The sequence below is a fragment of the Achromobacter sp. Root170 genome, from assembly GCF_001428165.1.
Lineage (GTDB): Bacteria > Pseudomonadota > Gammaproteobacteria > Burkholderiales > Burkholderiaceae_B > Achromobacter > Achromobacter mucicolens.
Genome location: NZ_LMHN01000002.1, coordinates 32,767 through 56,312 on the forward strand (window position 1 = coordinate 32,767; position 23,546 = coordinate 56,312).

Consider the following 23,546-nt stretch of genomic DNA (forward strand, 5'->3'; position numbering starts at 1 on the left):
CATGGACAAGACCGGGACGGCTGCGTCGCGGGACGAGGGCGCGGAGACGCAACGGCGCCGGGAACTGATCCTGGCGGCGGGCCGGCTCTTCAGCAAGCGCGGTTATGAGCGCACGACGGTGCGTGAGCTGGCCAAGGCGGTGGGATTGCAGTCGGGCAGCCTGTTCCACCATTTCCGCAGCAAGGAAGAGATTCTGGTCGCCGTGATGAACAACGGTATCCAGGAGGTGATCGACCTGGGCGAGAAGGCGCTGGACTGCTATGCCGTGCCGGCAGACCGGCTGGCGGCGCTGTTTCGCGTGCATATGTGGAGCATGCTGCACGGCGCGGGCGGGGATGCGATGAACGCGCTGGTGTACGAATGGCGCAGCCTGTCGGCGCCGAGCCAGGCGTCGGTCAAGGTGCTGAGCGACCGCTACGAGGCGATGTGGCAGTCCGTGGTGGCGGGGGCGGTGCAGGCGGGTTTGCTGCGGGGGGATGCGCGCGTCATCAAGCGATGCGTGCTGGGCGCGATGAATTTGACGGTGCAATGGTACAAGCCGGGCGGGCGGCTGGCCCCCGCCGCGTTCATCGACGCCATGTTGCAGGCGGCGTTGCCGGCGCTGCCCGCGGGGGCGGGCAGGTGGCCCGTGGAGCCTAGCCGCGCCGCTTGATGAAGGCGCCCACGGCGCAGGCGACCGACAGCGCCAGCAGCGAGGCCGCGACGGGCAAGAGGAAATCGGCTTCGCCGTGATAACCGCCGCCCGTGACGCCGCCAGCCACGCCGCCCATCCAGAGCAAGGCGGTCAGGATCGCGGCGATGAGCGAGATGGCGGTGACCACGCACAGGGCAATGAATGCCGGCCGCCGCACGGGGGCGGACCGGTAGGGCGTGCCCGGCTGGACGCGGCGGGGTTGCTTGATCCAGTAGACCAGCCCCGCCACGACCAGCAGCAGCATCAGGATCTTGAAGATCATGACGCGCGCCGACGATCAGTCTTCACGGCGCAGGTGCGGGAAGAGGATGACGTCGCGGATGCTGGGGCTGTCGGTCAGCAGCATGACCAGGCGGTCGATGCCGATGCCGCAGCCGCCCGTCGGGGGCATCCCGTATTCGAGGGCGCGGATGTAGTCCGCGTCGTAGAACATGGCTTCCTCGTCGCCGGCGTCCTTGGCTTCGACCTGCGAGCGGAAGCGCTCGGCCTGGTCTTCGGGATCGTTCAGCTCGGAGAAGCCGTTGGCGATCTCGCGGCCGGTCATGAAGAGCTCGAAGCGCTCGGTGATGCCTTCGCGGGTGTCGGAGGCGCGCGCCAGCGGCGAGACTTCGACCGGGTAGTCGATGATGTAGGTGGGGTTCCAGAGCTTGGCTTCGGCGGTCTCTTCGAAGAGCGCCAGTTGCAGCGCGCCCAGGCCGGCGCGCGACAGCACGGGGCCGTCTGCGTCGGCGCCCAGCTTTTTCAGTTCGGCGCGCACGAAGGCCGGATCGTCGAGCTGGGCCTGGGTGTAGCCGTCGGTGTACTTGAGGATGGCTTCGCAGATGGTCAGGCGGTCGAAGGGCTTGGACAGGTCCAGCTCGCGCTCCTGGTAGGTCAGGACGGCGCTGCCGGTGGCCGAGATGGCGGCCTGGCGGATCAGCTCTTCGGTGAAGTCCATGAGCCAGCGGTAGTCCGCGAAGGCTGCGTAGAACTCCATCATCGTGAATTCGGGGTTGTGCCGCGGGCTCACGCCTTCGTTGCGGAAGTTGCGGTTGACTTCGAACACGCGTTCGAAGCCGCCGACGATCAGGCGCTTGAGGTAGAGCTCGGGCGCGATGCGCAGGAACATTTCCATGTCCAGCGCGTTGTGGTGCGTGACGAAGGGCTTGGCCGCCGCACCGCCCGGGATCGGGTGCAGCATGGGCGTTTCGACTTCAAGGAAGCCCGCGTTCAGCATGAACTGGCGGATGCTGCCCACGGCCTTGCTGCGCGCCTCGAAGGTGCGGCGCGTGGCGTCGGTCATGATGAGGTCGACATAGCGCTGGCGGTAGCGCAGTTCCTGATCGGCGACGCCGTGGAACTTGTCGGGCAGGGGGCGCAGCGACTTGGACAAGAGGCGCGCCGAGGCGGCGTGCACCGACAGTTCGCCCTTGTTGGTCTTGAAGACCGACCCTTCGATCGCGATGATGTCGCCGATGTCCCACTGCTTGAACGCGGCGTAGACATCTTCGCCGAGCGTGCCGCGGTCCAGGTAGATCTGGATGCGGCCGGTGCTGTCCTGCAGCGTGGCGAAGCTGGCCTTGCCCATGACGCGCTTGAGCATCATGCGGCCGGCGACCTTGACGTTGACCGCGGCGGCGGCCAGGGCTTCCTGCTCCTGGCCGTCGTACTTGTCATGCAGGGCCGCGGCGCGGGCGTCCGGGACGAAATCATTGGGGTACGCGACCCCGGCTTCGCGCAGTTTGGCCAACTTGGCGCGCCGTTCGGCGATCAAGCGGTTTTCATCCTGGGCGGGTGCCGGAGTGGTCGAGTGGTCGGTCATGGTCGGGGGATCAGTCGTAATTGCGGATGTCGTCGATTTCGGTCGTGCCGAAATCTTCGCGATCCAGGTAGGCGAGGATGCGGGAGGCTACGTTGGCGGGCGAGGACAGCTTGCCGGTGGCATGGAAGTCCTGGAACTTGGCCAGCGCGGGGAAGCTTTCGGGGTCGCTTGCGCGGATGGCGGCCTGCATGTCGGTGTCGACGATGCCGGGGGCCAGCGCGACGATGCGGGCGCCGTCGGCGCCTTGTTCCTGCTTGACGACGCGGGCGTGCATGTCGAGCGCGGCCTTGGTGGCGCAGTACACGCCCCAGCCGGCGTTGGGATTGCGGCCCGCGCCGGAGGAGATGTTCAGGATGCGGCGGTCGGCCTTGATGTCAGCGACGGCGGCGAGGAACCGCCCCGTGAGCAGCATGACGGCCGTGACGTTCAGGTTGAAGGCGGCGGTGATGGCCGCGCCGTCGGTGAGTTCGTCGGTGCGCGCCACCGGATGCACCGTGCCCGCGTTGTTGATCAGCAGATAGCGTTTGGCGTCGCGCGGCAGCGCGGCGCAGATGCGTTCGGCTGCGGATTCGGCCGCTTTCAGGTCCGAGAGGTCCACGGACAGTTGTTCCAGCTGCACATCCTGCGAGCGCGCGTGGGCGGCGAGGTCGGGGTCTTCGCGGCGCGCCAGGGTAATCAGGCGGGTGCCGGGTTTGACCAGGCCGCGCGCCATGGCGGCGCCGATGCCGCGCGAAGCGCCGGTGAGAATAGCAATGGTGTCGGACATTCGTGGACCTCTGGGTGCGTGAAAGCGGGAAGAATCGCGGAACTTAGACGTTTTGCTTCAGGCTGGCCTGGATGAAGGGATCCAGGTCGCCGTCCAGCACTTTCTGCGTGTTGGAGATTTCGACGTTCGTGCGCAGGTCCTTGATCCGGCTCTGGTCCAGCACGTACGAACGGATCTGGTGGCCCCAGCCCACGTCGGTCTTGGAGTCTTCCAGCTTCTGCTGCTCGGCCATGCGGTTGCGCATTTCCAGTTCGTAGAGCTTGGACTTCAGCATCTGCATGGCTTCGGCGCGGTTGCGGTGCTGCGAACGGTCGTTCTGGCACTGCACGACGATGCCCGTCGGGATGTGCGTCAGGCGCACGGCCGAGTCGGTCTTGTTGATGTGCTGACCGCCCGCGCCCGAGGCACGGTAGGTGTCCACGCGCAGGTCGGCGGGGTTCACTTCGACCTCGAAGGAATCGTCGACTTCCGGATACACGAAGACGCTGGCGAACGACGTGTGACGGCCGCCCGACGAGTCGAAGGGGCTTTTGCGGACCAGGCGGTGCACGCCGGTTTCGGTGCGCAGGTAGCCAAAGGCGTAGTCGCCCTCGATCTTGATCGTGGCCGACTTGATGCCCGCGACTTCGCCGTCGGATTCTTCAAGGATCTCGGCCTTGAAGCCCTTGCGTTCGGCGTACTTGAGGTACTGGCGCAGCAGCATCGACGCCCAGTCCTGCGCTTCCGTGCCGCCCGCGCCGGCCTGGATGTCCAGGAAGCAGTTCAGGGGATCGGCCGGGTTGGAGAACATGCGGCGGAATTCCAGGGCTTCGAGCTTTTCCTGGAAGGCGTCGGCGTCCTGTTCGATCGCTTCGAGGGTGTCGCCGTCATCGTCGGCGGCGGCCATTTCGAAGAGTTCCTGGGAATCGGCCACGCCGGCGCCCAGGCTCGTGAGCGTTTCCACCACGTCCTCGAGCGATTTCTTTTCACGGCCCAGGTCCTGGGCGTGCTTGGGGTCGTTCCAGACGGCCGGGTCTTCGAGTTCGGCGTTTACGACCTGGAGGCGTTCAGCTTTGGCATCGTAGTCAAAGATACCTCCGTAGAGCCTGTTCGCGCTCCGCGTAGTCGGCGAGGCGGGCTGCGAGCTGGTTCTGACGTTCGGCTTCCATGATGATCCTGTCCTGATGACTTTGTGCGAAACCTGGCATTTTACCGTGGATGGAGCCTGTTCGCGGGCGTGCGTCGCGGGCACGGGCGGCGGGTCCTGTTTCCCGGGTGGCGCGGGGGCAAGTCCAGTTGTTCAGTTTTTTGTCAACCCGACGGCTCTAGCCTTGGCTGGTGGCCGCGATGTCCCCGTTTGGGATGCGGACCGCGACAACGCCGGCCCCGCGCCGGCCTATCCCGCCAGAGGAATGGAGACAGTGATGGAAAACACGATGCCCCCCGGGGTCTCGCCGGCGCTCGGCGCCAGCGAAGAGGACCGGATCTACCGCAAGGTGGGCTGGCGGCTGGTGCCGCTGCTGGTGGTCTGCTATGTGGTGGCGTACCTGGACCGCGTGAACGTGGGGTTCGCCAAGCTGCAGATGCTGCAGGAACTGCAATTCAGCGAGACGGTGTATGGACTGGGCGCCGGTATTTTCTTCATCGGCTACTTTCTCTTCGAGATTCCCAGCAACATCATCCTGCACAAAGTGGGGGCGCGGATCTGGATCGCCCGGATCATGATCACGTGGGGCATCATCTCGGCGTGCATGATGTTCGTGACCAGCGTGCATATGTTCTACCTGCTGCGATTCCTGCTGGGCGCGGCCGAGGCGGGCTTCTTCCCGGGCATCATCCTGTACCTGACCTATTGGTACCCGGCCGCCCGGCGCGGGCGCATCACGACGTTCTTCATGACCGCCGTGCCCATGTCCGGCCTCATCGGCGGCCCGATTTCCGGATGGATCATGGCGAGCTTCCACGGCGACCACGGCCTGTCGGGCTGGCAGTGGCTGTTCCTGCTGGAAGGGATTCCGTCGGTGGTGATCGGCGTGCTGGTGCTGATCTATCTGGATGACCGCATCAACAAGGCCAAGTGGCTGACGGCCAATGAAAAGGCCGTGCTGATCCGCAACATTGCGGCCGAGGAACAGCAAAAGGAAGATCCGCCGATCCGCGCCGCGCTGACCAAGCCGCGGGTGTGGGCGATGGCGCTGATCTACTTTTCGTTCGTGATGGGGCTGTATGGGGTGGGCTTCTGGATGCCCAGCCTCATCAAGAACACGGGCGTGCAGAGCCCGCTGGCCATCGGCCTGCTGACGGCGGTGCCCAACCTGTTCGCCGTGATCGGCATGATCCTGATTTCGCGCAATTCGGACCGGCAGCGCGAGCGGCGCTGGCACGTGGCGTTGCCGGCGCTGTTTGGCGCGGTGGGGCTGTTCCTGTCGGCGGTGTGGAGCGGCAATACGGCGCTGGCGATTCTGGCGCTGACGGTGGCCAATATCGGTATCTGCACGGTCCTGCCGCTGTTCTGGAGCCTGCCGACGGCGCTGCTGGGCGGCACGGCGGCCGCTGCGGGCATTGCGCTGATCAACTCGGTGGGCAATCTGGCCGGCTTTGTCAGCCCGTATCTGGTGGGCTGGTTGAAGGACATGACCGGCACCACGAATACGGGGCTGTACATGCTGGCCGGCTGCCTGGTGGTGGGAGCATTGGTGGCGCTGGCGCAGCCGGCGAAGCTGGTGAATAAGTAGCGCCGCTGGGAGGCGGTGTCTGACACCCAGGGAAGAGGCGCGGTGCGAGACACCGCCGCGCACTACCCGGCGTGTTCGATCACCAGTTGCACCGACACCATCCCATTCCACACGTTCTGTTCCAGACGGTACGCCGCCTGGATATGTTCCGGCAGCGACTGGTCGTGGCCGAACCAGATGGCGTCAAAGCGTTGGTGGCCGCGTTCCAGGGACAGCTTCAGGTGCTTCTCGCCGACCAGCCGCTGGTTGCGCACGACGAATTCGTCCAGGAACAGGGGTGCGGCAAAGCCGGCACCCCACACCTGCTGTTGCAGCATGCCGGCCACGTCGGCGTTGGCGTAGCCGGTTTCCAGCGACCCGTCAGTTTCGATGATGGGTTCGAAGGTGTCGCGTCCGGTGAGTTCGCGCACCGCCGCGTCGAAGGCGGGGGCGAAGGCCGGGAAATCGGCCTTGCCCAGCGTTAATCCGGCTGCCATCGCGTGGCCGCCGAACTTGCGGATCAGGTTGGGATGGCGCTTGGACACCAGATCCAGCGCGTCGCGCAGGTGCACGTCGGGGATCGACCGGCCGGAGCCGCGGATCTCGTCGTCGCCCGCGGGCGCGAAGGCGAGGGTGGGACGCCAGAATTTTTCCTTCAGGCGCGAGGCGACCAGCCCCACGACGCCCTGGTGCCAACCCGGGTCGAACACGCAGACGGTCGCGCCTGCGGCGGCGTCGGGCGCTTCCATGGCGGCCAGCGCCTGCTCGCGCATCTCGGCTTCAATCGTGCGGCGTTCGCGGTTGATGTTGTCCAATTCACGCGCCATTTCCAGGGCCTGCGCCTCGTCGTCCGTGGTCAGGCAAGCGATGCCCAGGCTCATGTCGGCCAGGCGGCCCGCGGCGTTGATGCGCGGACCCAGCGCGAAACCCAGGTCGAAGCCGTTGGCGCTACGCGGCTCGCGTCCGGCGACGGCGAAGAGCGCGCGCAGCCCCGGCTGCAGGCGGCCGCTGCGCATGCGCTGCAGGCCTTGCGTGACCAGCAGGCGGTTGTTGGCATCGAGCTTGACCACGTCGGCCACGGTGCCCAGCGCAACCAGGTCGGACAGCGCATCCAGGCGCGGGCCGCCGTCGGGGGCGTACACGCCGCGGCGGCGCAGTTCGGCGCGCAGCGCCAGCATCATGTAGAAGATGACGCCCACGCCGGCCAGGTTCTTGGACGGAAAGCCGCAGCCCGGCTGGTTGGGATTCACGATGGCCAGCGCGTCGGGCAGGGTGTCGCCCGGCAGGTGGTGATCGGTGATGACGACGCCGATGCCGGCGGCATTGGCGGCGGCCACGCCGTCGACGCTGGCGATACCGTTGTCCACGGTGATGATGATGTCGGGCTTGCCGGCGCGGTGGCGGCAGGCCAGCTCGACCACGGCCGGCGACAAGCCGTAGCCGGTTTCGAACCGGTTGGGCACCAGGAAGTCGACATCCGCGCCCATGGCCGACAGCGCGCGCAGGCCGACCGCGCAGGCGGTGGCGCCGTCGCAATCGTAGTCGGCCACGATCAGCAGCTTCTTTCCCGCCTGGATGGCGTCGGCCAGGACGGCGGCGGCGTGCGCCGAGTGCGTCAGACCCGCCGGCGGCAGCAGGGACGGCCAGGCGAGGCGGGTCTGGTCGGGATGGGTCACGCCGCGCGCGGCCCACAGGCGGGCCAGCAGCGGATGGATGCCGGAGGATTCGAGGATTTGACAGGCGGCCAGGTCGGCCGGACGGATCGTTAAGCGGGGTGAGACCACCAGGCGCTCCAGTTCTTCTTGGGCGCGGGCAGCAAGCCAAGCAGGCCCCCGCGCGGTTTCAGGTCAAGGGCGGCCTGACGGTCATCGCCCAGCAGCAACAGTTCGATGGGCGTGGCGGGCAGGCCTTTGGCGGCCGCCAGCGGGCGCAGGTGGCGCGCGTCCAGGTCAGCCAGCGCATCGAGCCAGGCGGCCCAGTCGCCGGCGCGTTGCGGCGCGTCCAGTTCCGTCAGCACCTGGGCCGGACTGGCGGGCGCCGCCGTCCAGGGCGTGCCGCCGCCATACAGCCACAGGGCGTTCACGGGCGGCAGGCCGCGCGCGGCCCGGTCATCGTTGACGGGGTGTTCGTGCCACGCCATCTGGATCTCATTGAGCAGGCGCCGCCACGGACGCGCTTCTGCATCCTGGCGCCACCAATCGTTAAGGCGCTTTCCGGCCACGGCCGCCGGGCTGGCCGTCTGGGGGCGCAGGTCCGCCGGCAGGCGCAGCCGCCACCGCTGCGGCGAAAGCGGCTCGACCGAGAAGCCGGTGCCGTCAAATAGGGGGCGCGCGGTCTCCAGCAGGGCGGCCGTTTCGGATTCCGTGAGGTCCATCAACGCGGGATCCAGCAACGAGGCCTGGTCCGCGCCCAGGGCAAGATGAACCAGTTCGCAGAGCCAGACGGGCTCTTGCGGCGAGGCACTGGACCGTTCTGCGGCCAGCAGCGGGCCGAGGCCTGCGCTTTGCAGCAGGCCGGGCTCGGCGGCGTACCCCGCGCGTGCAAGCTGCCAGGATTCGAAGGCCGTGCAGCCGTGGGCGCGCAGGTCGTAGGCCTGCGGACGGGCGGTTGCGGCCTGCAGCCAGCCGTGCAGGGTGGGCGCGCGCTCGGGCAGGAGCTTGGCCAGTTCGGCGGCGACGGGAAGGGCGGGCAACGCGCCCGGAATGACGATCAGCATGGCCGCGATTGTAGTCCGCGGCGGCATGGGGAACTTCACGCCGTCCGGAACTGCCATACGTTGTCACGGCTGGTCTAGGATCCGCACATCCGCGCGGCGATTTGCGGACGGTTAATGCAATAATGCGCACGTGCTGAAAATACCCTACGAACTCTGGATCGGCGCCCGCTATGCGGGTCTTGCCCGTATCCGCCAGCGACGCGGCCGCCGCGATCGCTTCATCTCCTTCATCGCCGCCAGCTCCATGGCGGGCATCGCGCTGGGCGTCGCCGCCCTGATCGTGGTGCTGTCCGTGATGAACGGCTTTCAGAAAGAAGTGCGCGACCGCATGCTTTCGGTGCTGCCGCACATCGAACTCTACCTTCCCGGCGCGTCGCCCGAACGGGTGCTGGAGCAGTGGCAACAGTTTGCCACCGCCGCCGAGCGCAACCCCGAGGTCAAGGCGGGCGCGCCCTTCGTCGCGGCGCAGGGCATGCTGGTCAGGGGCCAGGCGCTACGCGGCGTTCAGGTGCGCGGCATCGATCCGGCCACCGAGGGCAATGTGTCGGACCTGCCCCGGCAAATGGTGTCGGGCAAGCTGACAGACCTGAAACCCGGCGGCTTCGGCGTGGTGCTGGGCAATGAACTGGCCGACGGCATGGGCGTCAAGGTGGGCGACACGCTGCTGATGATGGCGCCCCAGGGCTCGATCAGCCCGGCCGGTTTCGCGCCGCGCATGCGTCAGTTCACCGTGGTGGGCGTGTTCTCGTCCGGCCACTATGAATACGATTCCTCGCTGGCTTTCGTCGACAACGAAGACGCCGCCCGCGTTTTCCGCGAAAGCGGTACCGCCGGCGTGCGCCTGCGCATCGCCGACATGCAGAAGGCGCCCGAGGTGGCGGCCGAGCTGCGCAACGTCCTGCCGCCCTATGTCATGGCCAGCGACTGGTCGCGCAACAACCGCACCTGGTTTGCCGCGGTCCAGACCGAAAAGCGGATGATGTTCCTGATCCTGGCGCTGATCGTGGCCGTGGCCGCGTTCAACCTGCTGTCCTCGCTGGTCATGGCCGTCAAGGACAAGCAATCGGACATCGCCATCCTGCGCACGCTGGGCGCGGGGCCCGGCGAAGTGGCCCGCATCTTCCTGGTGCAAGGCGCGCTGATCGGCGTGATCGGCACCTTGCTGGGCGTGGCCGGCGGCATTGCCATCGCCTACAACGTCGATGTGATCGTGCCGTTCATCGAGCGCATGCTGGGCGTGCACTTCCTGCCGCGCGAGATCTATTTCATCAGCGCGCTGCCGTCCGATCCCCAGGTGGGCGACATCGTCACCATCGGCGTGACCTCGCTGGTGCTGTCCCTGCTGGCGACCTTGTATCCGAGCTGGCGCGCCTCGCGTCTGCAACCCGCACAGGTGCTGCGCCATGATTGATTCCCCGACGCACACGCCCCAGGCCGGCGCCACCCCGGCGCTGCAGGCCGAGAACATCGTCAAGGTCTACGACGAAGGCCCCGCCCGCATCGAAGTGCTCAGCAACGTCAGCCTGTCCGTCGCGCGCGGCGAGATGGTCGCCATCGTGGGCGCTTCGGGATCCGGCAAGAGCACCTTGCTGCATATCCTTGGACTGCTCGACGTGCCCACCAGCGGTTCGATCACCGTTGATGGCCAACTGGGCATCGGGCTGTCCGAATCGCGGAAAAGCGCGGTTCGCAACCGCAGCCTGGGCTTTGTCTACCAATTCCACCATCTGCTGGCGGAGTTTTCGGCGCTGGACAACGTGGCGATGCCGCTGATCGTGCGCCGCGAGAACCGCGACAAGGCGCGCGAGGCCGCGCGCGAGGTCCTGGGCCTGGTGGGCCTGTCGGCCCGCGAAGGCCACTTTCCGGGGCAGTTGTCGGGCGGCGAACGCCAGCGCGTGGCGCTGGCGCGTGCCCTGGTGACGCGACCGGTGTGCGTGCTGGCCGACGAGCCCACGGGCAACCTGGACCGCCACACCGCCCACAACATGTTCGAATTGCTGACCCGGGTGAACCAGGAGTCGGGCACGGCATTTGCGATCGTGACGCACGATCCCGAACTTGCCGCCCGTGCCGACCGTCAGTTGCTGATGGAAAACGGCCGCCTGGTGTCCGGCTAGCCCGGTCCGCAGCGAAAGCCGCCGGTCGCTGGTCCGCGCGGCGGCCGCGGGCGGATAATCCGCATTCGGAGGACACGCCCATGCTCATCGACACGCATTGCCATCTGGACGCCGCTGAATTCGACGCCGACCGCACCGAGGTCGCGGACCACGCCGCCCGCGCGGACGTCCAGGCCATCGTGATCCCGGCTATCGAACGGGCCAACTTCGACATCGTGCGTGACCTGGCCGCCAGCATCGCCGGCGGCGCTTACGCGCTGGGCATTCATCCCTTGTACGTCCAACGCGCCGACGACGCCGATCTGGACGCGTTGCGCGAGACGATCAAGGCATCGCTTGGCGATCCGCGCTTTGTCGCCATTGGCGAAATCGGACTGGATTTCTTCGTGCCGGAAATATCGTCCGGCGAGCCGCGCGAGCGCCAGGAGCGCTTCTACGCCGCGCAGCTGGACATGGCCGTCGAATTTGGCCTGCCGGTGCTGCTGCACGTGCGCAAATCCCAGGACATCCTGCTGAAATACCTGCGCCGCCATCCGCGCATCGGCGGCATTGCGCACGCGTTCAATGGCAGCGCCCAGCAGGCGCAGGCCTTCATCGATCATGGATTTGCGCTGGGGATGGGCGGCGCGATGACGTTCGAGCGCGCGCTGCAGATTCGCCGGCACGCGGTGGACGTCGGACTGGAGCATCTGGTGCTTGAGACCGACGCGCCCGACATTCCGCCTGCCTGGCTGCACGAGCCCAACCGCCGCAATCGTCCCGGCGAACTGGCACGTATTGCCGAGGTGCTGGCGGAGCTGCGCGGCATCACGCCGGGGCAGGTGGCGCACGCGACGACCGCGAATGCCATGCGGGTGTTGCCCAGGCTGCCCGCAGCCATCCTGGCCGACGCGGACTGACCGCCACGTCCTCGACCCGGGCGCCGTGCCCGCCGTCTTACGCTGGCGTAGTCAGCAGCGGCAGGTCCATGCGCACGCTCAGGCCCTGCGGCGCCACGTTGCGGGCCGATATCGTTCCCTTGTGCGCGGCGATCGCGGCTTGCGCGATCGACAGGCCCAGCCCCGCGCCGCCGCCTGGCGTGTGGGCGGCGGCGGCCGATCCCGCGCGATAGAAGGGCTCGAACAACGACGCGAGTTCCTGCGTGGCGACGCCCGGACCGCGGTCTTCGATTTCAAGGCTGGCCTCGGTGGCGCTGGTCAGCAAGCGCACGCGGATGACGCTTTCGGCGGGCGCGTAGCGCAGGGCGTTGCGCAGCACGTTCTCGATCGCGCTGGCCAGGCTGGCGCGGTCGCCGGCGATCAGGATGGGCGCCGGCGTTTCCCAATCGATGCGCAGTCGCCGGCCCTCGGCCTCGTAGCGCGCGTCGTCCACCACGCCCGATACGACTTCGGACAGATCCAGCGGTTCGGTGGGCACGGGTAGCGCGCCCACGCGGGCAAGCCGCAATGTGTTGCCCACCAGCGCGTCCAGGCGTTCGCATTCGCGTTCGATGCGGTCCAGCTGCAGATCGCGCCGTTCGTCGTTGCGCCGCGCCAGTTCCGAGGCCAGGCGCAAGCGCGCAAGCGGCGACCGGAGTTCGTGCGCGACGTTGTGCAGGAGCTGCTCGCGCGTATCGACCAGCGCCTTCAGGCGCACGGCCATGGCGTCGAAGTCGCGCGCCAAGAGGCCGAGTTCGTCCTTGCGCGTGGCGAGCTTGGCCGGGGTGTGCGTGTCCAGGCGTCCCGCGGCCAGGGCATGCGTGGCCTGGCGCAGTTGCGCGAGCGGCGCGGTGATGTGGCGGGTCAGCGCCCAGCAAAAGGGAGCGGTGACCGCCAGCGCGAACAGCAGCAGCGCGAGCGCGACGGGCGACAACGCCAGCACCTCCCAGCGCGACGAGTCAAAGGGCAGGAACAGCATCAGCATTTCCGAGCCGTCCGGCAGCATCAGCGTCTGGGGTTCCCACCAGGAGACGCGCTCGCCGGCGGGATCGGCCGGCGCGTAGTCGGACTGCGTCGCCCGGTCGGGTCCCGCGCGGTACGCGACCAGCCAGTCATGCAGCCGCGTGGGCAGGCGCCTGCCCAGGATGTCCCGGTCCTCTGCATCCATGATGTAGATCTTCAGCGCCGAGTAGTTGTCGTCCATGGCGCGGACCCAGCGCGCCAGGCCTCCTTCGCCCTGCGTGCGCGCCACCTGCGCGGCGTCGCGCGTGAGGTTGCCCGGGTTCAGGCCATCCAGCGAATTGAAGCGGTACCAGGCCACGCTGGCCGTCAGCACCATGCCGCAGACCAGGATGACCGCCATGGCGCCCCAGAACGTCAGGAATGCGCGCCAGAAAAGCGAGCGGGCGGGCAGCAGCGTCATCACGCGGCGCCCGCCAGCACGTAGCCCAGCCCGCGCAGATTCCGGATGGACAGCATGTCTGCATGTTGATCCAGGCGCAGCTTCTTGCGCAGGCTGCTGATGTGCGTGTCGATGCTGCGGTCGTACCGGTCTGGGGCGCGGCCCAGCGCATACAGGCCGATCTGGTCGCGTGCGATCACCTGGCCGGGCGCGCGCATGAGAATTTCCAGGATGCGCTGTTCGGCGCCGGTCAGCATGACCTCGTCCGCGCCCAGGCGCGCGCGACCCGTCGCCGGATCCAGCGAGAGCGCGCCCAGGCTGAGGGACGGGCTGGCGGGGGCGGGGGCGTGCTCGAAGCGGCGCAGCACGGCCGTGATGCGCGCCTTCAGTTCGCGTGGGCTGAACGGCTTGGCCAGGTAATCGTCGGCGCCGAATTCCAGCCCCAATACGCGGTCGGTCTCGCCGCCGTGCGCCGTGAACATGATGACGGGGCGGCGTGAGCGCTGGCGGTAGTGCTTGAGCAGGTCAAGACCATTGCCGTCGGGCAGCATGAGATCCAGCAGCACGAGGTCAAAGTCGTCCTGCGCCAGCAGGGTCTGGCCTTGCGAGCGGGTGTGCGCCAGCGTGAGCTGGCACTGATTCGGTTCCAGGTATTCACGCAGCATCTGCGCCAGCTCGACGTCGTCGTCGATGAGCAGGATGCGGCGCGCCACCGCTGAATGATTCAAGAGCATGCGTGTTGGGCGTCGTGCATCCGGCAGTTTGGCCGAAGGGTGCACGGCGAAGTGTCAAGAAGTGCAAAGAAGATAAAAGTTGCGGAAAGCGTGTTGCCGCGTGCTGCAAGCCCCAATTCTAATATGAGAATGGTTTTCATTAATAAGTGGGAGCCGGCGTAACGCCGCGCGTGGGGTGCGGTGCAAACCGGGGACGGGAGAAGTTGGAATCATGAGCAGGAAAGAAGTGGCCACGGGCCAGCGCATCGCCGCGTCGCGCACGCAACTGGCCGCCGCCTTGTGCGCCGCGGGTTTTGGCATTGCGCCGCAAGCGGTCTGGGCCCAGGCCGCGGACGCCACCACGACGATGGACACGGTGGTCGTGACCGCCAGCGGTTTTGAGCAGCGCATCCAGGATGCGCCCGCCTCGATCAGCGTCATCACGCGCGAAGACCTGGACAAGAAGTTCTACCGCGACCTGAACGACGCGCTGGTGGAAGTGCCCGGCGTCATCGTCACGGGCGGCGGCGACCGCCAGGACATCAGCCTGCGCGGCATGGGACCGAAGTACACCCTGATCCTGATCGACGGCAAGCGCCAGAACTCGCGCGAAACCCGCACCAATTCGGATTCGACGGGCGTCGAAGGCGGCTGGACGCCGCCGCTATCGGCCATCGAGCGCATTGAAGTCGTGCGCGGGCCGATGTCGTCGCTGTACGGCTCGGACGCGATGGGCGGGGTGATCAACATCATCACGCGCAAGGTGCCTGAAGAATGGCATGGCGAAATCCGCATGGATACGACCATCCAGGAAAGCAGCAATTCGGGCGACATTTACCAGGGCAATTTCTACCTGGCCGGTCCGATCAAGAACGACCTGCTGGGCCTGCAGATCTACGGCCAGGCCACCCAGCGCGACGAAGACGACATCTACAACGGTTACCGCAAGCGCAATGCCGAAAGCGTGACCGCCAAGCTGGCGCTCACGCCCAACCGCGATCACGACATCGTGCTGGAAGCGACCACGATGCGCCAGAAGTTCCAGGACACCCTGGGCAAGACGGTCGAGCCGCTGCCGCCCGGCACCGCGTGTCCGCGAACGGGCTGCCCGGCGTCCTCGGAAACCGATTACCGCAGCAGCAAGTGGGCGCTGTCGCACACTGGCCGCTGGGGCTGGGGCGTGTCCGACAGCTACGTGCAGCAGGAAGAGTTCGACAACCGCTCGCGCCAGATGAAGATCAAGAACCTGGACCTGCAGACCAGCTGGTCGCTGCCGCTGGGTTCGCACATGCTGACGTTGGGCGGCAGCTACCTGAACCAGCGCCTGAACGATCAGACGGGCAACCAGCTTGCCGGCGGCCCGAGCAAGGTCGAACGGTATCAATGGGCATTGTTCGCCGAGGACGAATGGCGCCTGACCGAAAGCTTCGCCGTCACGACCGGCCTGCGCATGGACCAGGACGAGAACTTCGGCAGCCATTTCAGCCCGCGTCTGTACGGCGTGTGGCACATGGCCGAACGCTGGACCCTGAAGGGCGGCGTCTCCACGGGTTTTCGCGCGCCCGACCTGCGCCAGACCGTGGCCGGCTGGGGCCAGACGAGCCGTGGCGGCAACATGTACGGCAACCCGGACCTGACGCCCGAAAAGTCCGTGACCCAGGAAATCGGCCTGCTGTATGACGATGGCCAAGGCGTGAGCGCCGGCGTCACGCTGTTCAACAACGACTTCAAGGACAAGATCACCCGGGTGGCTTGCCCCTTGACGCAGTGCACGGACGGCCCCAACCAGTTCGGCTCGAATCCCACCACCTACATGAACGTGGACAAGGCCGTGTCGCGCGGCGTCGAAGCCAGCCTCAAGTTGCCGCTGGCGGCCGATTGGTCGATGACCAGCAGCTACACCTTCACGAAGTCCGAGCAGAAGTCGGGCCAATACAAGGGCGAGCCGCTGAACCAGTTGCCCAAGCACCTGTTCACCACCACGGTGAACTGGCAGCCGTCCGACGCGCTGCAGGCCTGGGCCCGCGTGAACTTCCGCGGCCGCGAGAGCCAGCCGGTGACCGGCCCGTCTTCGGACGCGCTGGTGGCCCCGTCCTACACCTTCGTGGACCTGGGCGGTTCGTACGCCGTGAACAAGACCGTGTCGGTCTACGCCGGCATCTACAACCTGTTCGACAAAGAGGTCGCCTACGACGACTTCGGCTATGTCGAGGACGGCCGCCGCTACTGGCTGGGCGTGGGCGTGAAGTTCTGAGTTTGACGGGGCGCGAGAGCGCCCCATGACAGAGAGGTTTGCATGAACAATGGAAAACAAGCGGGCGCTGCCCGCCGCTGGGCAACGCGCACCGGCATGGCCTTGGCGCTGAGCGCCGCGGCAGCGGTTTGCGCCGCGCAGTCCACCACGCCGGTCAAGCATGCGCGTGGCGTGACCGCGGTGCCGTCGAACCCAACCAAGGCCATCGTGCTGGATCTGGCCGTGCTCGATACCCTGCACACGCTGGGCGTAGACCCCGTGGGCGTGCCCAGCGCCGCCAAGCTGCCGCCGCACCTGAGCCAGTTTGCGGACAAGCGTTACCTCAAGGCGGGCACGATGTTCGAGCCCAACTACGAGGTCATCCACGCCGCCGCGCCGCAGGTCATCTTCGTGGCGGGCCGCTCGGCGCCCAAGTACGACGAGCTCTCCAGGATTGCGCCCACGGTCGACCTGACGGTTGACGCCAAGGATATGGTCGGCAGCGTCAAGCGCAACACCGAAATGCTGGCCGCGCTGTATGGCAAACAAGACGAGGCGAAGACAAAGCTGGCGGCGCTGGACGCGTCCATTGCATCGCTGAAGGGCAAGGCGGCCAACGCCGGCACGGCGCTGATCGTGCTGACCACCGGCGGCAAGATGAGCGCCTACGGCCCGGGCTCGCGGTTTGGCGTGATCCACGACGCCTTCGGCGTCAAGCCTGCCGCGACGGGTCTGAACGTGTCGAACCACGGCCAGGCGATCTCGTTCGAGTTCATCGCCCAGACCGATCCGGACTGGCTGTTCGTCATCGACCGCGACGCCGCCATCGGCCGCGAGGGCGTGTCGGCCGAGCGCATGCTGGACAACGAACTGGTGCGTCCGACCAAGGCCTGGAAGAACCAGCGCGTGGTGTACCTGAACGGCTTTAACTGGTACCTGCTGGGCAGCGCGGGCCTGACCGCGATGCAGCAGAACGTGGACCAGATCGCGGCGGCGTTGACGCAGGGAAAGTAAGCAGCATGCAAGACGGGAAGGGCGGCTGGTGAACTGGCGGCGCGCAATCGGCGGGTGGGGCGGCCTGGCCGCCGTGGTGGTGGTATTGCTGCTGTTGTGCGTGGCCAGCGTCAGCGTGGGCGCGGGCCAGATGCCGTGGACCGCGCTGTGGGACGGCGGCGAGGCGGGCGAGCGCGCGTGGCGCCTGCTGATGGTCAGCCGCATTCCGCGCACGCTTGCGCTGCTGCTGGCGGGCATGGCGCTGGCCGTGGCCGGCCTTATCATGCAGATGCTCGTGCGCAACCGCTTCGTCGAGCCCACGACGGCCGGCACCGTCGAGTCCGCCACCCTTGGCATTCTGGTCATCACGCTGCTGGCGCCCGATACGCCCGTCATCGGCAAGATGCTGACGGCCACGGGCTTCGCGCTGGCGGGCACCTTGCTGTTCTTGGCCCTCTTGCGACGCGTGCCGCTGCGCACGCCGTTCATCGTGCCGCTGATCGGGCTGATCCTGGGCGGCGTGATCCAGGCGGTCACAACCTTTGTGGCGTACCGCTTCGATCTGCTGCAATCCCTGCATGCGTGGACGACCGGCGACTTCTCCGGCGTGCTGCGCGGCCGCTACGAACTGCTGTGGATCGGCTTTGCGCTGGCCTGCGCGGCCTATGCCGCCGCCGACCGCTACACGGTTGCCGGCATGGGCCGCGAGTTCGCGTCCAACCTGGGACTGAATCATGCAAGGCTGACGCTGGTGGGCCTGTTGATCGTTTCCGCCATTTCAGCGGTGGTGGTTGTGACGGCCGGCAGCATCCCATTCCTGGGCCTCATCGTGCCCAATGCCGTCAGTCTGGTGCTGGGCGACAACATGCGCCGGGCCATTCCGTGGGTGGCGCTGCTGGGCGGCGTGTTCGTGCTGGCCTGCGACATCATTGGCCGCCTGGTCATCCATCCCTACGAAATCCCGATCGGGACGGTGGTGGGCGTGCTGGGCAGCATTCTGTTCTTGTGGCTGCTGCGCACGCGGAGGAATCGCGTTGGCTGATATCTCGATAACGCCCTTTGCCGCGCGCGCGCCGCAGACGTGGCGCCTTGCGGCGCTGGGGGCTTTTGCGCTGCTCTGCATCGTGGCCTTCATGACGCTGGGCGCCAATGGCCAGTGGTCATTCGTCATTCCTTTTCGCGGCGGCAAGCTGCTGGCGATGTTGCTGGTGGCCTATGCGGTGGCCGTGTCTTCGGTGCTGTTCCAGACGATCACCCACAACCGCATCCTGACGCCCGCCATCATGGGCTTCGATGCGATGTACCTGCTGATCCAGGCGGTTGTGGTGTTTGGCTTTGGGCAGGCGGCGGCCACCGCCAGTCATCCGGTCGAAGCCTTTCTCCTGGAAGTGTGCGCGATGACGGCGTTCGCGTGCCTGCTGTTCCGCTGGCTGTTCTCCGATGCCGTGCGCAGCCTGCATCTGATGATGCTGGTTGGCATCGTCTTCGGACTGCTGTTTCGCAGCCTGTCCAGTTTCGTCGTCCGGCTGATCGATCCGAATGAATTCCTGGTTCTGCAGGACCGCATGTTCGCCAGCTTCAATTCGGTGCGCATCGAGTTGCTGCCGATCGCGCTGGCGGCCGTCTGCGCGGCTTCGGTCCTTATCTGGCGCATGCGCCGGCGCTACGACGTGCTGGCGCTGGGGCGCGATATTGCCTTGAACCTGGGCGTGGACTATCGCCGCACGCTCATGCTGACATTGGCGGCCATTGCCGTGCTGGTGTCCGTGTCGACGGCGCTGGTCGGGCCCGTCACGTTCTTCGGCCTGCTGGTCAGCAACCTTGCGTATCACGCCATGGCGTCGGACCGGCACCGGCACACCGTGCCGGCCGCGATGCTGCTGAGCGTCATATTCCTGGTCGGCGGCCAGACGCTGCTGGAGCGTGTGCTGGGGCTGAACACCACCGTCAGCGTGGTGATTGAATTCGTGGGCGGCGTGATGTTTCTCGTCCTGATCCTGCGCAGGGGGCGCCGATGATAGAAATCCAGAAGGTCAGCAAGCAATACGGCGACACCGTCGTCATCGACGATGTCAGCCTGGATCTGCCGGCTGGCGGCGTCACCGCCATCATCGGGCCCAACGGCGCGGGCAAGTCCACCTTGCTGTCCATGGTGAGCCGGCTGTTGCCGATGAGCGCGGGGCGGGTGCTGGTCGAAGGCCTGGACGTGACGCGCGCCGACAGCCGTGAACTGGCCCGGCGCCTGGCCATCCTGCGTCAGGACAACCACCTGCCGCTGCGGTTGACGGTCAGGGATCTGGTGGCGTTTGGCCGCTACCCGCACACGGGCGGGCGGCTGACGATGGATGATAAGGTCCATATCGACCAGGCCATCGCGTATCTGAATCTGGAGCCGCTGGCCGGCCGCTACCTGGACGAGATGTCCGGCGGCCAGCGCCAGCGCGCGTTCGTGGCCATGGTGCTGTGCCAGGACACGCGCTACGTGTTGCTGGACGAGCCCCTGAACAGCCTGGACATGAAGCACGCCGTCGCCATGATGGGCACGCTGCGCCGGGCAGCCGATGAACTGGGCAAGACGGTGGTGCTGGTGCTGCACGACATCAATTTCGCATCCAGCTACGCGGACCGCATCGTGGCGATGCGTCAGGGGCGGATCGCCCGGCACGGCACGCCGGCCGAACTGATCCGGCCTGACGTGCTGAGCGATCTGTACGAGCTGCCGATTGACGTGCACGAAATCGGCGGCAAGCGCATCTGCGTGTACTACCGGTAAGGCGGCGGGCCGCTTACTGGGTCAGATCAAGCGCATAACGCGACAGCTGCGTCACCGGGTCCGGCGTCGCGTCGTACACCGAGACGTTGGTCACGCCGTGCGCCGTGGCCATCGCCAGCGTGCCCGGCACCGACGAAAACACCACCGGTCCGGCAAGCCCGCTCACCTGCCTGAAGCGCCAGCTGCGATCCAGCCCGAAGGTGGCCAGGTCGAGCGTCGGGTTCTTCTTGATGTAGGCGATCAGCACGTCGCGGCTGGCATCCGGCGCTTGCAGCACGATGTCGCCCTTGCCGCCGGCCAAACCGGGGAAATCGCCGCCACCGCTGGCGCGGTAATTGTTGGTCACCACCAGGAACTGCGCGGTCAGGTCCAGCGGCGCGCCGTTGTACGTCAGCGCCGTGATGCGCGAGCCCTTCGGCTGCGTCACGTCGATTTCATACCGCAGCGCGTTGCCCGCCGCATACAGCACGTCGAAGTTGAACGTGGGAAAGCCGGTGTCGATCAGGTCCTGCGGCGCGACCTGTGCGGGGTCGATCTGCTTGAACTGCTCGGCCGTCTTCTCCAGCCACTGGCGCACGATGTCGCCGCTGACTCGCACCACTTGCAGCGTGTTCGGGTACAGGTACAGATCGGCCGCGTTGTTGATGGCGACGTTGCCTTGCTTCACATACGTGAAGTCGCCAGGACCGTTGCGGCCGCCCTTGAACGGCGCTGCGGCCGACAGGATCGGCAGGCCCGCGTACGAAGGACTGTTCTTGGCGATGTAGTCGGACAGGTAGTCGATCTGCGCCATGTTCACGATCTGCAGCGCGGACACGTCGCCTGCCAGCGCGTAGTACGTGGCCATGTCGAACTGGCTTTGGCCGATCGGCGTTTTCACGTAGTCGATGGTCGCGGCGTGCTCGGCCTGCACCAGCTGCTGCGCGGCCGAGTCAGGCGCGACGTAGGTCGCGGGCGTGGATCCGCTTTGCGCGGTCAGCCTTGTCGAGATGCGTTGCACCTGCGTGGCATCCTTCTGCACCTTCCAGCCTTGGTCATAGGCCAGCTTGAGCGTGATCTGACCCAGGTTGTTGCCCCATTGGCCGGCTTGCACGGTAGGCACGCCGTTGATCAACCCCTTTTCCAGTTCGACGCCCGGCTGCCCGGCAAACTGCGATTTGGCGTTCGTGTCGGGAAAGAGCAGATGCTGGTGGCCCGTGATGAGCGCATCGATGCCCGCCACCTGACTGAGATAGCCCGCGCCGTTTTCCATGTCGGGGCTGTAGGCCGTGGCCAGGTCGATGCCGCCGTGCGCCAGCGCCACCACCAGGTCCGCGCCGGCGGCCTTCATCTCCGGCACGTAGCGCGCCGCGGTTTCCTTCCAGCCCGTGACTTCCACGTGGCCTTCCAGATTGGCCTTGTCCCATTGCATGATGGGCGGCGGCGCGAAGCCGATCACGCCCACCTTGAGGGGCACGTCGATGGACTTGCCGGTGGTGTCGGTCGCCTTGAAGGTCTTTTCCAGCAGCACGTACGGCTTGAAGATCGGCTGCTTGGAGGCGGCCGAGACAACGTTGGCCGACACGAACGGAAATGCCGGGGCGGCGCAATCCTTGGCGCCCGCCGGGTTCGTCTGCGCCGTGCCCTTGCCGATGCCGGCCAGCCCGAAGTCCACATTGGTGATCTGCGACAGATAGGGCAGGCCGTAGTTGAACTCGTGGTTGCCCATCGTGGCCGCGTCGTACGACAGCAGCTTCATCTGCTTGTAGATCGCGATCATGTCGGAACACTGCACCGGCGACACCAGCGCCTGATAGTCCGACAGCGCCGTGCCCTGCACCGTGTCGCCGTTGTCGAACAGCAGCGTGTTCGGGTGCTGCTTGCGCGCATTGGCGATCAGCGCGGCCGTGCGGTCCATGCCGTAGCTCTTGTCTTCGGCAAGCTTGTAATAGTCATAACCGAGCACGTTCGCATGCAGGTCCGTGGTGCCCAGAATCGCGACATCCAGCGTGGCGCCTTGCGGCACGCTGGCCTGCGGCGGCGTCTCGGGCGCGGTGGTGTCGTCATCATCGTCATCGCCGCCGCAGGCGGACAGACCGGCTACCAGCGCAAAGCTGGCGGTGACTGCATAGATCTTGCGTAGGTGTGGCTTCACCGTCTTTCCTCCGTGTTGAAGGAAAGAATTTTGGGGACGGTGTGTGACCTACCCGTGACATGCACGGGGCCAAATCAACGCAGGGGAGACTCGCGCGTCAGGCAATCCGCTTCCAGCGCGGCCAGCGCATCCAGGAACCGCCATGCGAACGATCCCGGTCCGTCGGCATGCAAAGCGGCGCGCTGGCCCGCAATGCCGAAGCACGACAGCGCGGCCACGGCCGCGGCAAACGCATCGTTGCGCGATACCGCGGCAAACGCCCCGACCACCGCGCTAAGCGCGCACCCGGTGGCGGTCACGCGCGGCATCAGCGGCGAGCCGCCCGTGATGTGTACGGCGCGTGCGCCGTCCGTCACGTAGTCGGTTTCGCCCGTCACTGCCACCACCGTCTGGCGCTGCGTGGCGATGTCCCGGGCAGACTGCTCGGCATGCGCCACGGCGTCGCGCGCATCCACGCCTTTGCCCGAGCTGAGGCCGCCGGCCAGCGCAATGATCTCGGATGCGTTGCCGCGGATGATGGCGGGCTTGAGGTCCAGCAGCCGCTGGATGGCGTCACGGCGAAAGGCGGTGGCGTGGTGTGCGACCGGATCAAGCACCCAGGGAGTACCCGCGTGCGCGGCGGCCTTGGCCGTCAGCAGCATGCTTTGCAGCCAGGGCGAGGAAAGCGTGCCGATATTGATGACAACCGCGCCGGCGAATCCGGCGAACTCGGGGGCCTCTTCTTCGGCGTGGACCATGGCGGGCGACGCCCCGATCGCCAGCACGGCGTTGGCCGCGTAGTTCATGGACACGAAGTTGGTCAGGCACTGCACCAGCGGCGCGTCACGGCGGACGGCGGACAGCAGGTCCTGGGCGTGATGAGCGAGGGGAGTCAGAAGGGAATGGGGCATGCCGGGCGGATGTTGCGCGGGGACGCGCTCCCCGGGTTGATGGCGTATGTTCCCGGGGGCAGGGGGAAGGTGTCAAGCTCCCGCGTGGGACGCGAAGGACTCGGTCCTGGCGCGGGAGGCCGCACTGCCTAGCCGCATTGTCCTTCGACGGCCAGCTTCACTTCGGGCTTGGAGATCACGCGTTTGCCTTCCTCTTCGGACACCTGTTCGACGCCAGCCCCGCCCACAAACACGCCTAGCTTGATGAACTGACGGACAAAATAGTTTTTGCCGGATTCCATGGTCAGCAGCAGATCGTTTGGCGAGAATTCCGATTCGGTCGACACCTTATGCTGTTTGTCGCCTTCGACCTGGGTGTAGAAGAAAACCCGGTCGGCAGTTTCGCCCAGGCAGTTGCCATTGATATACACGTCTTTCTTCAATGCCTTGCCCGCATAACTGTCGCGATAAACAAACAGTCCGGATTTTCCGGCGTCCGGCGCCGCAAAGGTTTTGGCCTTTTGATTATCTTCTGCGGAAGCCAGCGGAACTTTCGCGCATCCGGTTGCCGCCATTACGGCGGCGCAGGCAACAGCGATTTTCAGCATATTCTTGGTCGATCGATTCATGGTCGTGGTGTCGGTTGATTGACGAGAAGGTGAGAATGTATCCAAAAATATCTGAGTGTGTCATAAATTGTTTCCCGCGTCCACGGCAAGGCTGTG

The 23,546-nt window shown here is 66.5% G+C and carries 21 protein-coding genes; 10 read left to right on the plus strand and 11 right to left on the minus strand.

Annotation, left to right across the window (positions count from 1 at the left end; genetic code table 11):
* Position 1: 1 nt before the first annotated feature.
* A complete protein-coding gene (locus ASD87_RS06515) occupies positions 2-652 on the plus strand; it encodes a TetR/AcrR family transcriptional regulator (protein ID WP_056318918.1) in 651 nt (216 codons plus the stop codon).
* On the opposite strand, the gene ASD87_RS06520 is transcribed toward ASD87_RS06515, so the two are convergent.
* From ASD87_RS06520 to prfB, 4 genes are all read right to left on the minus strand, one after another.
* A complete protein-coding gene (locus ASD87_RS06520) occupies positions 636-956 on the minus strand; it encodes a hypothetical protein (protein ID WP_056318920.1) in 321 nt (106 codons plus the stop codon). The two genes, ASD87_RS06515 and ASD87_RS06520, sit on opposite strands and share 17 nt — an antisense overlap.
* 15 nt (positions 957-971) lie before the next feature.
* Positions 972-2,495 (minus strand): lysine--tRNA ligase, encoded by a 1,524-nt coding sequence (gene lysS / locus ASD87_RS06525; RefSeq protein WP_056318923.1) that lies wholly within the window; start codon positions 2,493-2,495, stop codon positions 972-974.
* A gap of 10 nt (positions 2,496-2,505) precedes the next feature.
* Positions 2,506-3,261 (minus strand): SDR family oxidoreductase, encoded by a 756-nt coding sequence (locus ASD87_RS06530; protein WP_056318924.1) that lies wholly within the window; start codon positions 3,259-3,261, stop codon positions 2,506-2,508.
* Positions 3,262-3,304: 43 nt separating this feature from the next.
* A protein-coding gene (prfB, locus tag ASD87_RS06535; RefSeq protein ID WP_108696343.1) for a peptide chain release factor 2 occupies positions 3,305-4,409 on the minus strand; the annotation gives its coding sequence in 2 pieces (ribosomal slippage) (positions 3,305-4,327 and positions 4,329-4,409; 1,104 coding nt in all).
* A 255-nt stretch (positions 4,410-4,664) separates the two neighbouring features.
* On the opposite strand from prfB, the gene ASD87_RS06540 reads away from it, so the two are divergent.
* Positions 4,665-5,975, plus strand: a complete 1,311-nt coding sequence (locus ASD87_RS06540) for an MFS transporter (RefSeq protein WP_056318927.1) — start codon at positions 4,665-4,667, stop codon at positions 5,973-5,975.
* 62 nt (positions 5,976-6,037) lie between these two features.
* Here ASD87_RS06540 and recJ read toward each other — a convergent pair whose 3' ends face one another.
* The gene (recJ, locus tag ASD87_RS06545; protein ID WP_056318931.1) at positions 6,038-7,738 is read right to left on the minus strand and encodes a single-stranded-DNA-specific exonuclease RecJ; all 1,701 of its coding nucleotides are present in this window, start codon (positions 7,736-7,738) and stop codon (positions 6,038-6,040) included.
* Positions 7,720-8,670 carry a hypothetical protein gene (locus tag ASD87_RS06550; protein WP_056318933.1) on the minus strand — a complete coding sequence of 317 codons (951 nt, stop codon included), beginning with the start codon at positions 8,668-8,670 and terminating at the stop codon, positions 7,720-7,722. Before ASD87_RS06550 ends, recJ begins: the two co-directional genes overlap by 19 nt.
* A gap of 130 nt (positions 8,671-8,800) precedes the next feature.
* Between ASD87_RS06550 and ASD87_RS06555 the strand changes: the two genes are divergently transcribed.
* The 3 genes from ASD87_RS06555 to ASD87_RS06565 all read left to right on the plus strand — a co-directional run bounded on the left by ASD87_RS06555 (position 8,801) and on the right by ASD87_RS06565 (position 11,686).
* Complete coding sequence (locus ASD87_RS06555; RefSeq protein ID WP_056318935.1) at positions 8,801-10,081, plus strand: lipoprotein-releasing ABC transporter permease subunit; 1,281 nt, start codon at positions 8,801-8,803, stop codon at positions 10,079-10,081.
* Positions 10,074-10,787, plus strand: coding sequence for an ABC transporter ATP-binding protein (locus ASD87_RS06560; RefSeq protein WP_056318936.1), 714 nt, complete (start codon positions 10,074-10,076; stop codon positions 10,785-10,787). The genes ASD87_RS06555 and ASD87_RS06560 overlap by 8 nt, the downstream gene beginning before the upstream one ends.
* An 80-nt stretch (positions 10,788-10,867) precedes the next feature.
* Entirely contained in the window at positions 10,868-11,686 is an 819-nt protein-coding gene (locus ASD87_RS06565) for a TatD family hydrolase (protein WP_056318939.1), read from the plus strand.
* A gap of 37 nt (positions 11,687-11,723) precedes the next feature.
* On the opposite strand, the gene ASD87_RS06570 is transcribed toward ASD87_RS06565, so the two are convergent.
* A complete protein-coding gene (locus tag ASD87_RS06570) occupies positions 11,724-13,127 on the minus strand; it encodes an ATP-binding protein (protein ID WP_056318943.1) in 1,404 nt (467 codons plus the stop codon).
* Positions 13,127-13,840 carry a response regulator transcription factor gene (locus ASD87_RS06575; protein ID WP_056318945.1) on the minus strand — a complete coding sequence of 238 codons (714 nt, stop codon included), beginning with the start codon at positions 13,838-13,840 and terminating at the stop codon, positions 13,127-13,129. The genes ASD87_RS06570 and ASD87_RS06575 overlap by 1 nt, the downstream gene beginning before the upstream one ends.
* Positions 13,841-14,051: 211 nt before the next feature.
* On the opposite strand from ASD87_RS06575, the gene ASD87_RS06580 reads away from it, so the two are divergent.
* From ASD87_RS06580 to ASD87_RS06600, 5 genes are all read left to right on the plus strand, one after another.
* Entirely contained in the window at positions 14,052-16,073 is a 2,022-nt protein-coding gene (locus ASD87_RS06580) for a ligand-gated channel protein (RefSeq protein ID WP_056318948.1), read from the plus strand.
* Between the two features lie 42 nt (positions 16,074-16,115).
* Positions 16,116-17,066 carry a siderophore ABC transporter substrate-binding protein gene (locus ASD87_RS06585; RefSeq protein WP_082586212.1) on the plus strand — a complete coding sequence of 317 codons (951 nt, stop codon included), beginning with the start codon at positions 16,116-16,118 and terminating at the stop codon, positions 17,064-17,066.
* Positions 17,067-17,094: 28 nt separating this feature from the next.
* Positions 17,095-18,087, plus strand: a complete 993-nt coding sequence (locus ASD87_RS06590) for an ABC transporter permease (protein ID WP_056318951.1) — start codon at positions 17,095-17,097, stop codon at positions 18,085-18,087.
* A 91-nt stretch (positions 18,088-18,178) separates the two neighbouring features.
* Positions 18,179-19,063, plus strand: a complete 885-nt coding sequence (locus ASD87_RS06595; RefSeq protein ID WP_056319228.1) for an iron chelate uptake ABC transporter family permease subunit — start codon at positions 18,179-18,181, stop codon at positions 19,061-19,063.
* Complete coding sequence (locus ASD87_RS06600; RefSeq protein ID WP_056318953.1) at positions 19,060-19,818, plus strand: ABC transporter ATP-binding protein; 759 nt, start codon at positions 19,060-19,062, stop codon at positions 19,816-19,818. The genes ASD87_RS06595 and ASD87_RS06600 overlap by 4 nt, the downstream gene beginning before the upstream one ends.
* 13 nt (positions 19,819-19,831) lie before the next feature.
* On the opposite strand, the gene ASD87_RS06605 is transcribed toward ASD87_RS06600, so the two are convergent.
* From ASD87_RS06605 to ASD87_RS06615, 3 genes are all read right to left on the minus strand, one after another.
* Positions 19,832-21,952, minus strand: a complete 2,121-nt coding sequence (locus ASD87_RS06605; protein ID WP_056318956.1) for a 5'-nucleotidase C-terminal domain-containing protein — start codon at positions 21,950-21,952, stop codon at positions 19,832-19,834.
* 74 nt (positions 21,953-22,026) lie between these two features.
* A complete protein-coding gene (thiM, locus tag ASD87_RS06610; protein WP_056318960.1) occupies positions 22,027-22,842 on the minus strand; it encodes a hydroxyethylthiazole kinase in 816 nt (271 codons plus the stop codon).
* A gap of 128 nt (positions 22,843-22,970) precedes the next feature.
* Entirely contained in the window at positions 22,971-23,450 is a 480-nt protein-coding gene (locus ASD87_RS06615; RefSeq protein WP_235512634.1) for a DUF2846 domain-containing protein, read from the minus strand.
* Positions 23,451-23,546: the final 96 nt, after the last annotated feature.

Bases quoted from the DNA above. Each gene is read 5' to 3' on its own strand.
- ASD87_RS06600 (WP_056318953.1), top strand. From the start codon at position 19,060: ATGATAGAAATCCAGAAGGTCAGCAAGCAATACGGCGACACCGTCGTC.
- ASD87_RS06595 (WP_056319228.1), top strand. From the start codon at position 18,179: ATGACGCTGGGCGCCAATGGCCAGTGGTCATTCGTCATTCCTTTTCGC.
- ASD87_RS06530 (WP_056318924.1), bottom strand. From the start codon at position 3,261: ATGTCCGACACCATTGCTATTCTCACCGGCGCTTCGCGCGGCATCGGC.
- ASD87_RS06575 (WP_056318945.1), bottom strand. From the start codon at position 13,840: ATGCTCTTGAATCATTCAGCGGTGGCGCGCCGCATCCTGCTCATCGAC.
- ASD87_RS06540 (WP_056318927.1), top strand. From the start codon at position 4,665: ATGGAAAACACGATGCCCCCCGGGGTCTCGCCGGCGCTCGGCGCCAGC.
- ASD87_RS06550 (WP_056318933.1), bottom strand. From the start codon at position 8,670: ATGCTGATCGTCATTCCGGGCGCGTTGCCCGCCCTTCCCGTCGCCGCC.
- ASD87_RS06515 (WP_056318918.1), top strand. From the start codon at position 2: ATGGACAAGACCGGGACGGCTGCGTCGCGGGACGAGGGCGCGGAGACG.
- ASD87_RS06585 (WP_082586212.1), top strand. From the start codon at position 16,116: ATGAACAATGGAAAACAAGCGGGCGCTGCCCGCCGCTGGGCAACGCGC.
- ASD87_RS06560 (WP_056318936.1), top strand. From the start codon at position 10,074: ATGATTGATTCCCCGACGCACACGCCCCAGGCCGGCGCCACCCCGGCG.
- ASD87_RS06520 (WP_056318920.1), bottom strand. From the start codon at position 956: ATGATCTTCAAGATCCTGATGCTGCTGCTGGTCGTGGCGGGGCTGGTC.
- ASD87_RS06570 (WP_056318943.1), bottom strand. From the start codon at position 13,127: ATGACGCTGCTGCCCGCCCGCTCGCTTTTCTGGCGCGCATTCCTGACG.
- ASD87_RS06615 (WP_235512634.1), bottom strand. From the start codon at position 23,450: ATGAATCGATCGACCAAGAATATGCTGAAAATCGCTGTTGCCTGCGCC.
- thiM (WP_056318960.1), bottom strand. From the start codon at position 22,842: ATGCCCCATTCCCTTCTGACTCCCCTCGCTCATCACGCCCAGGACCTG.
- lysS (WP_056318923.1), bottom strand. From the start codon at position 2,495: ATGACCGACCACTCGACCACTCCGGCACCCGCCCAGGATGAAAACCGC.
- ASD87_RS06565 (WP_056318939.1), top strand. From the start codon at position 10,868: ATGCTCATCGACACGCATTGCCATCTGGACGCCGCTGAATTCGACGCC.
- ASD87_RS06580 (WP_056318948.1), top strand. From the start codon at position 14,052: ATGAGCAGGAAAGAAGTGGCCACGGGCCAGCGCATCGCCGCGTCGCGC.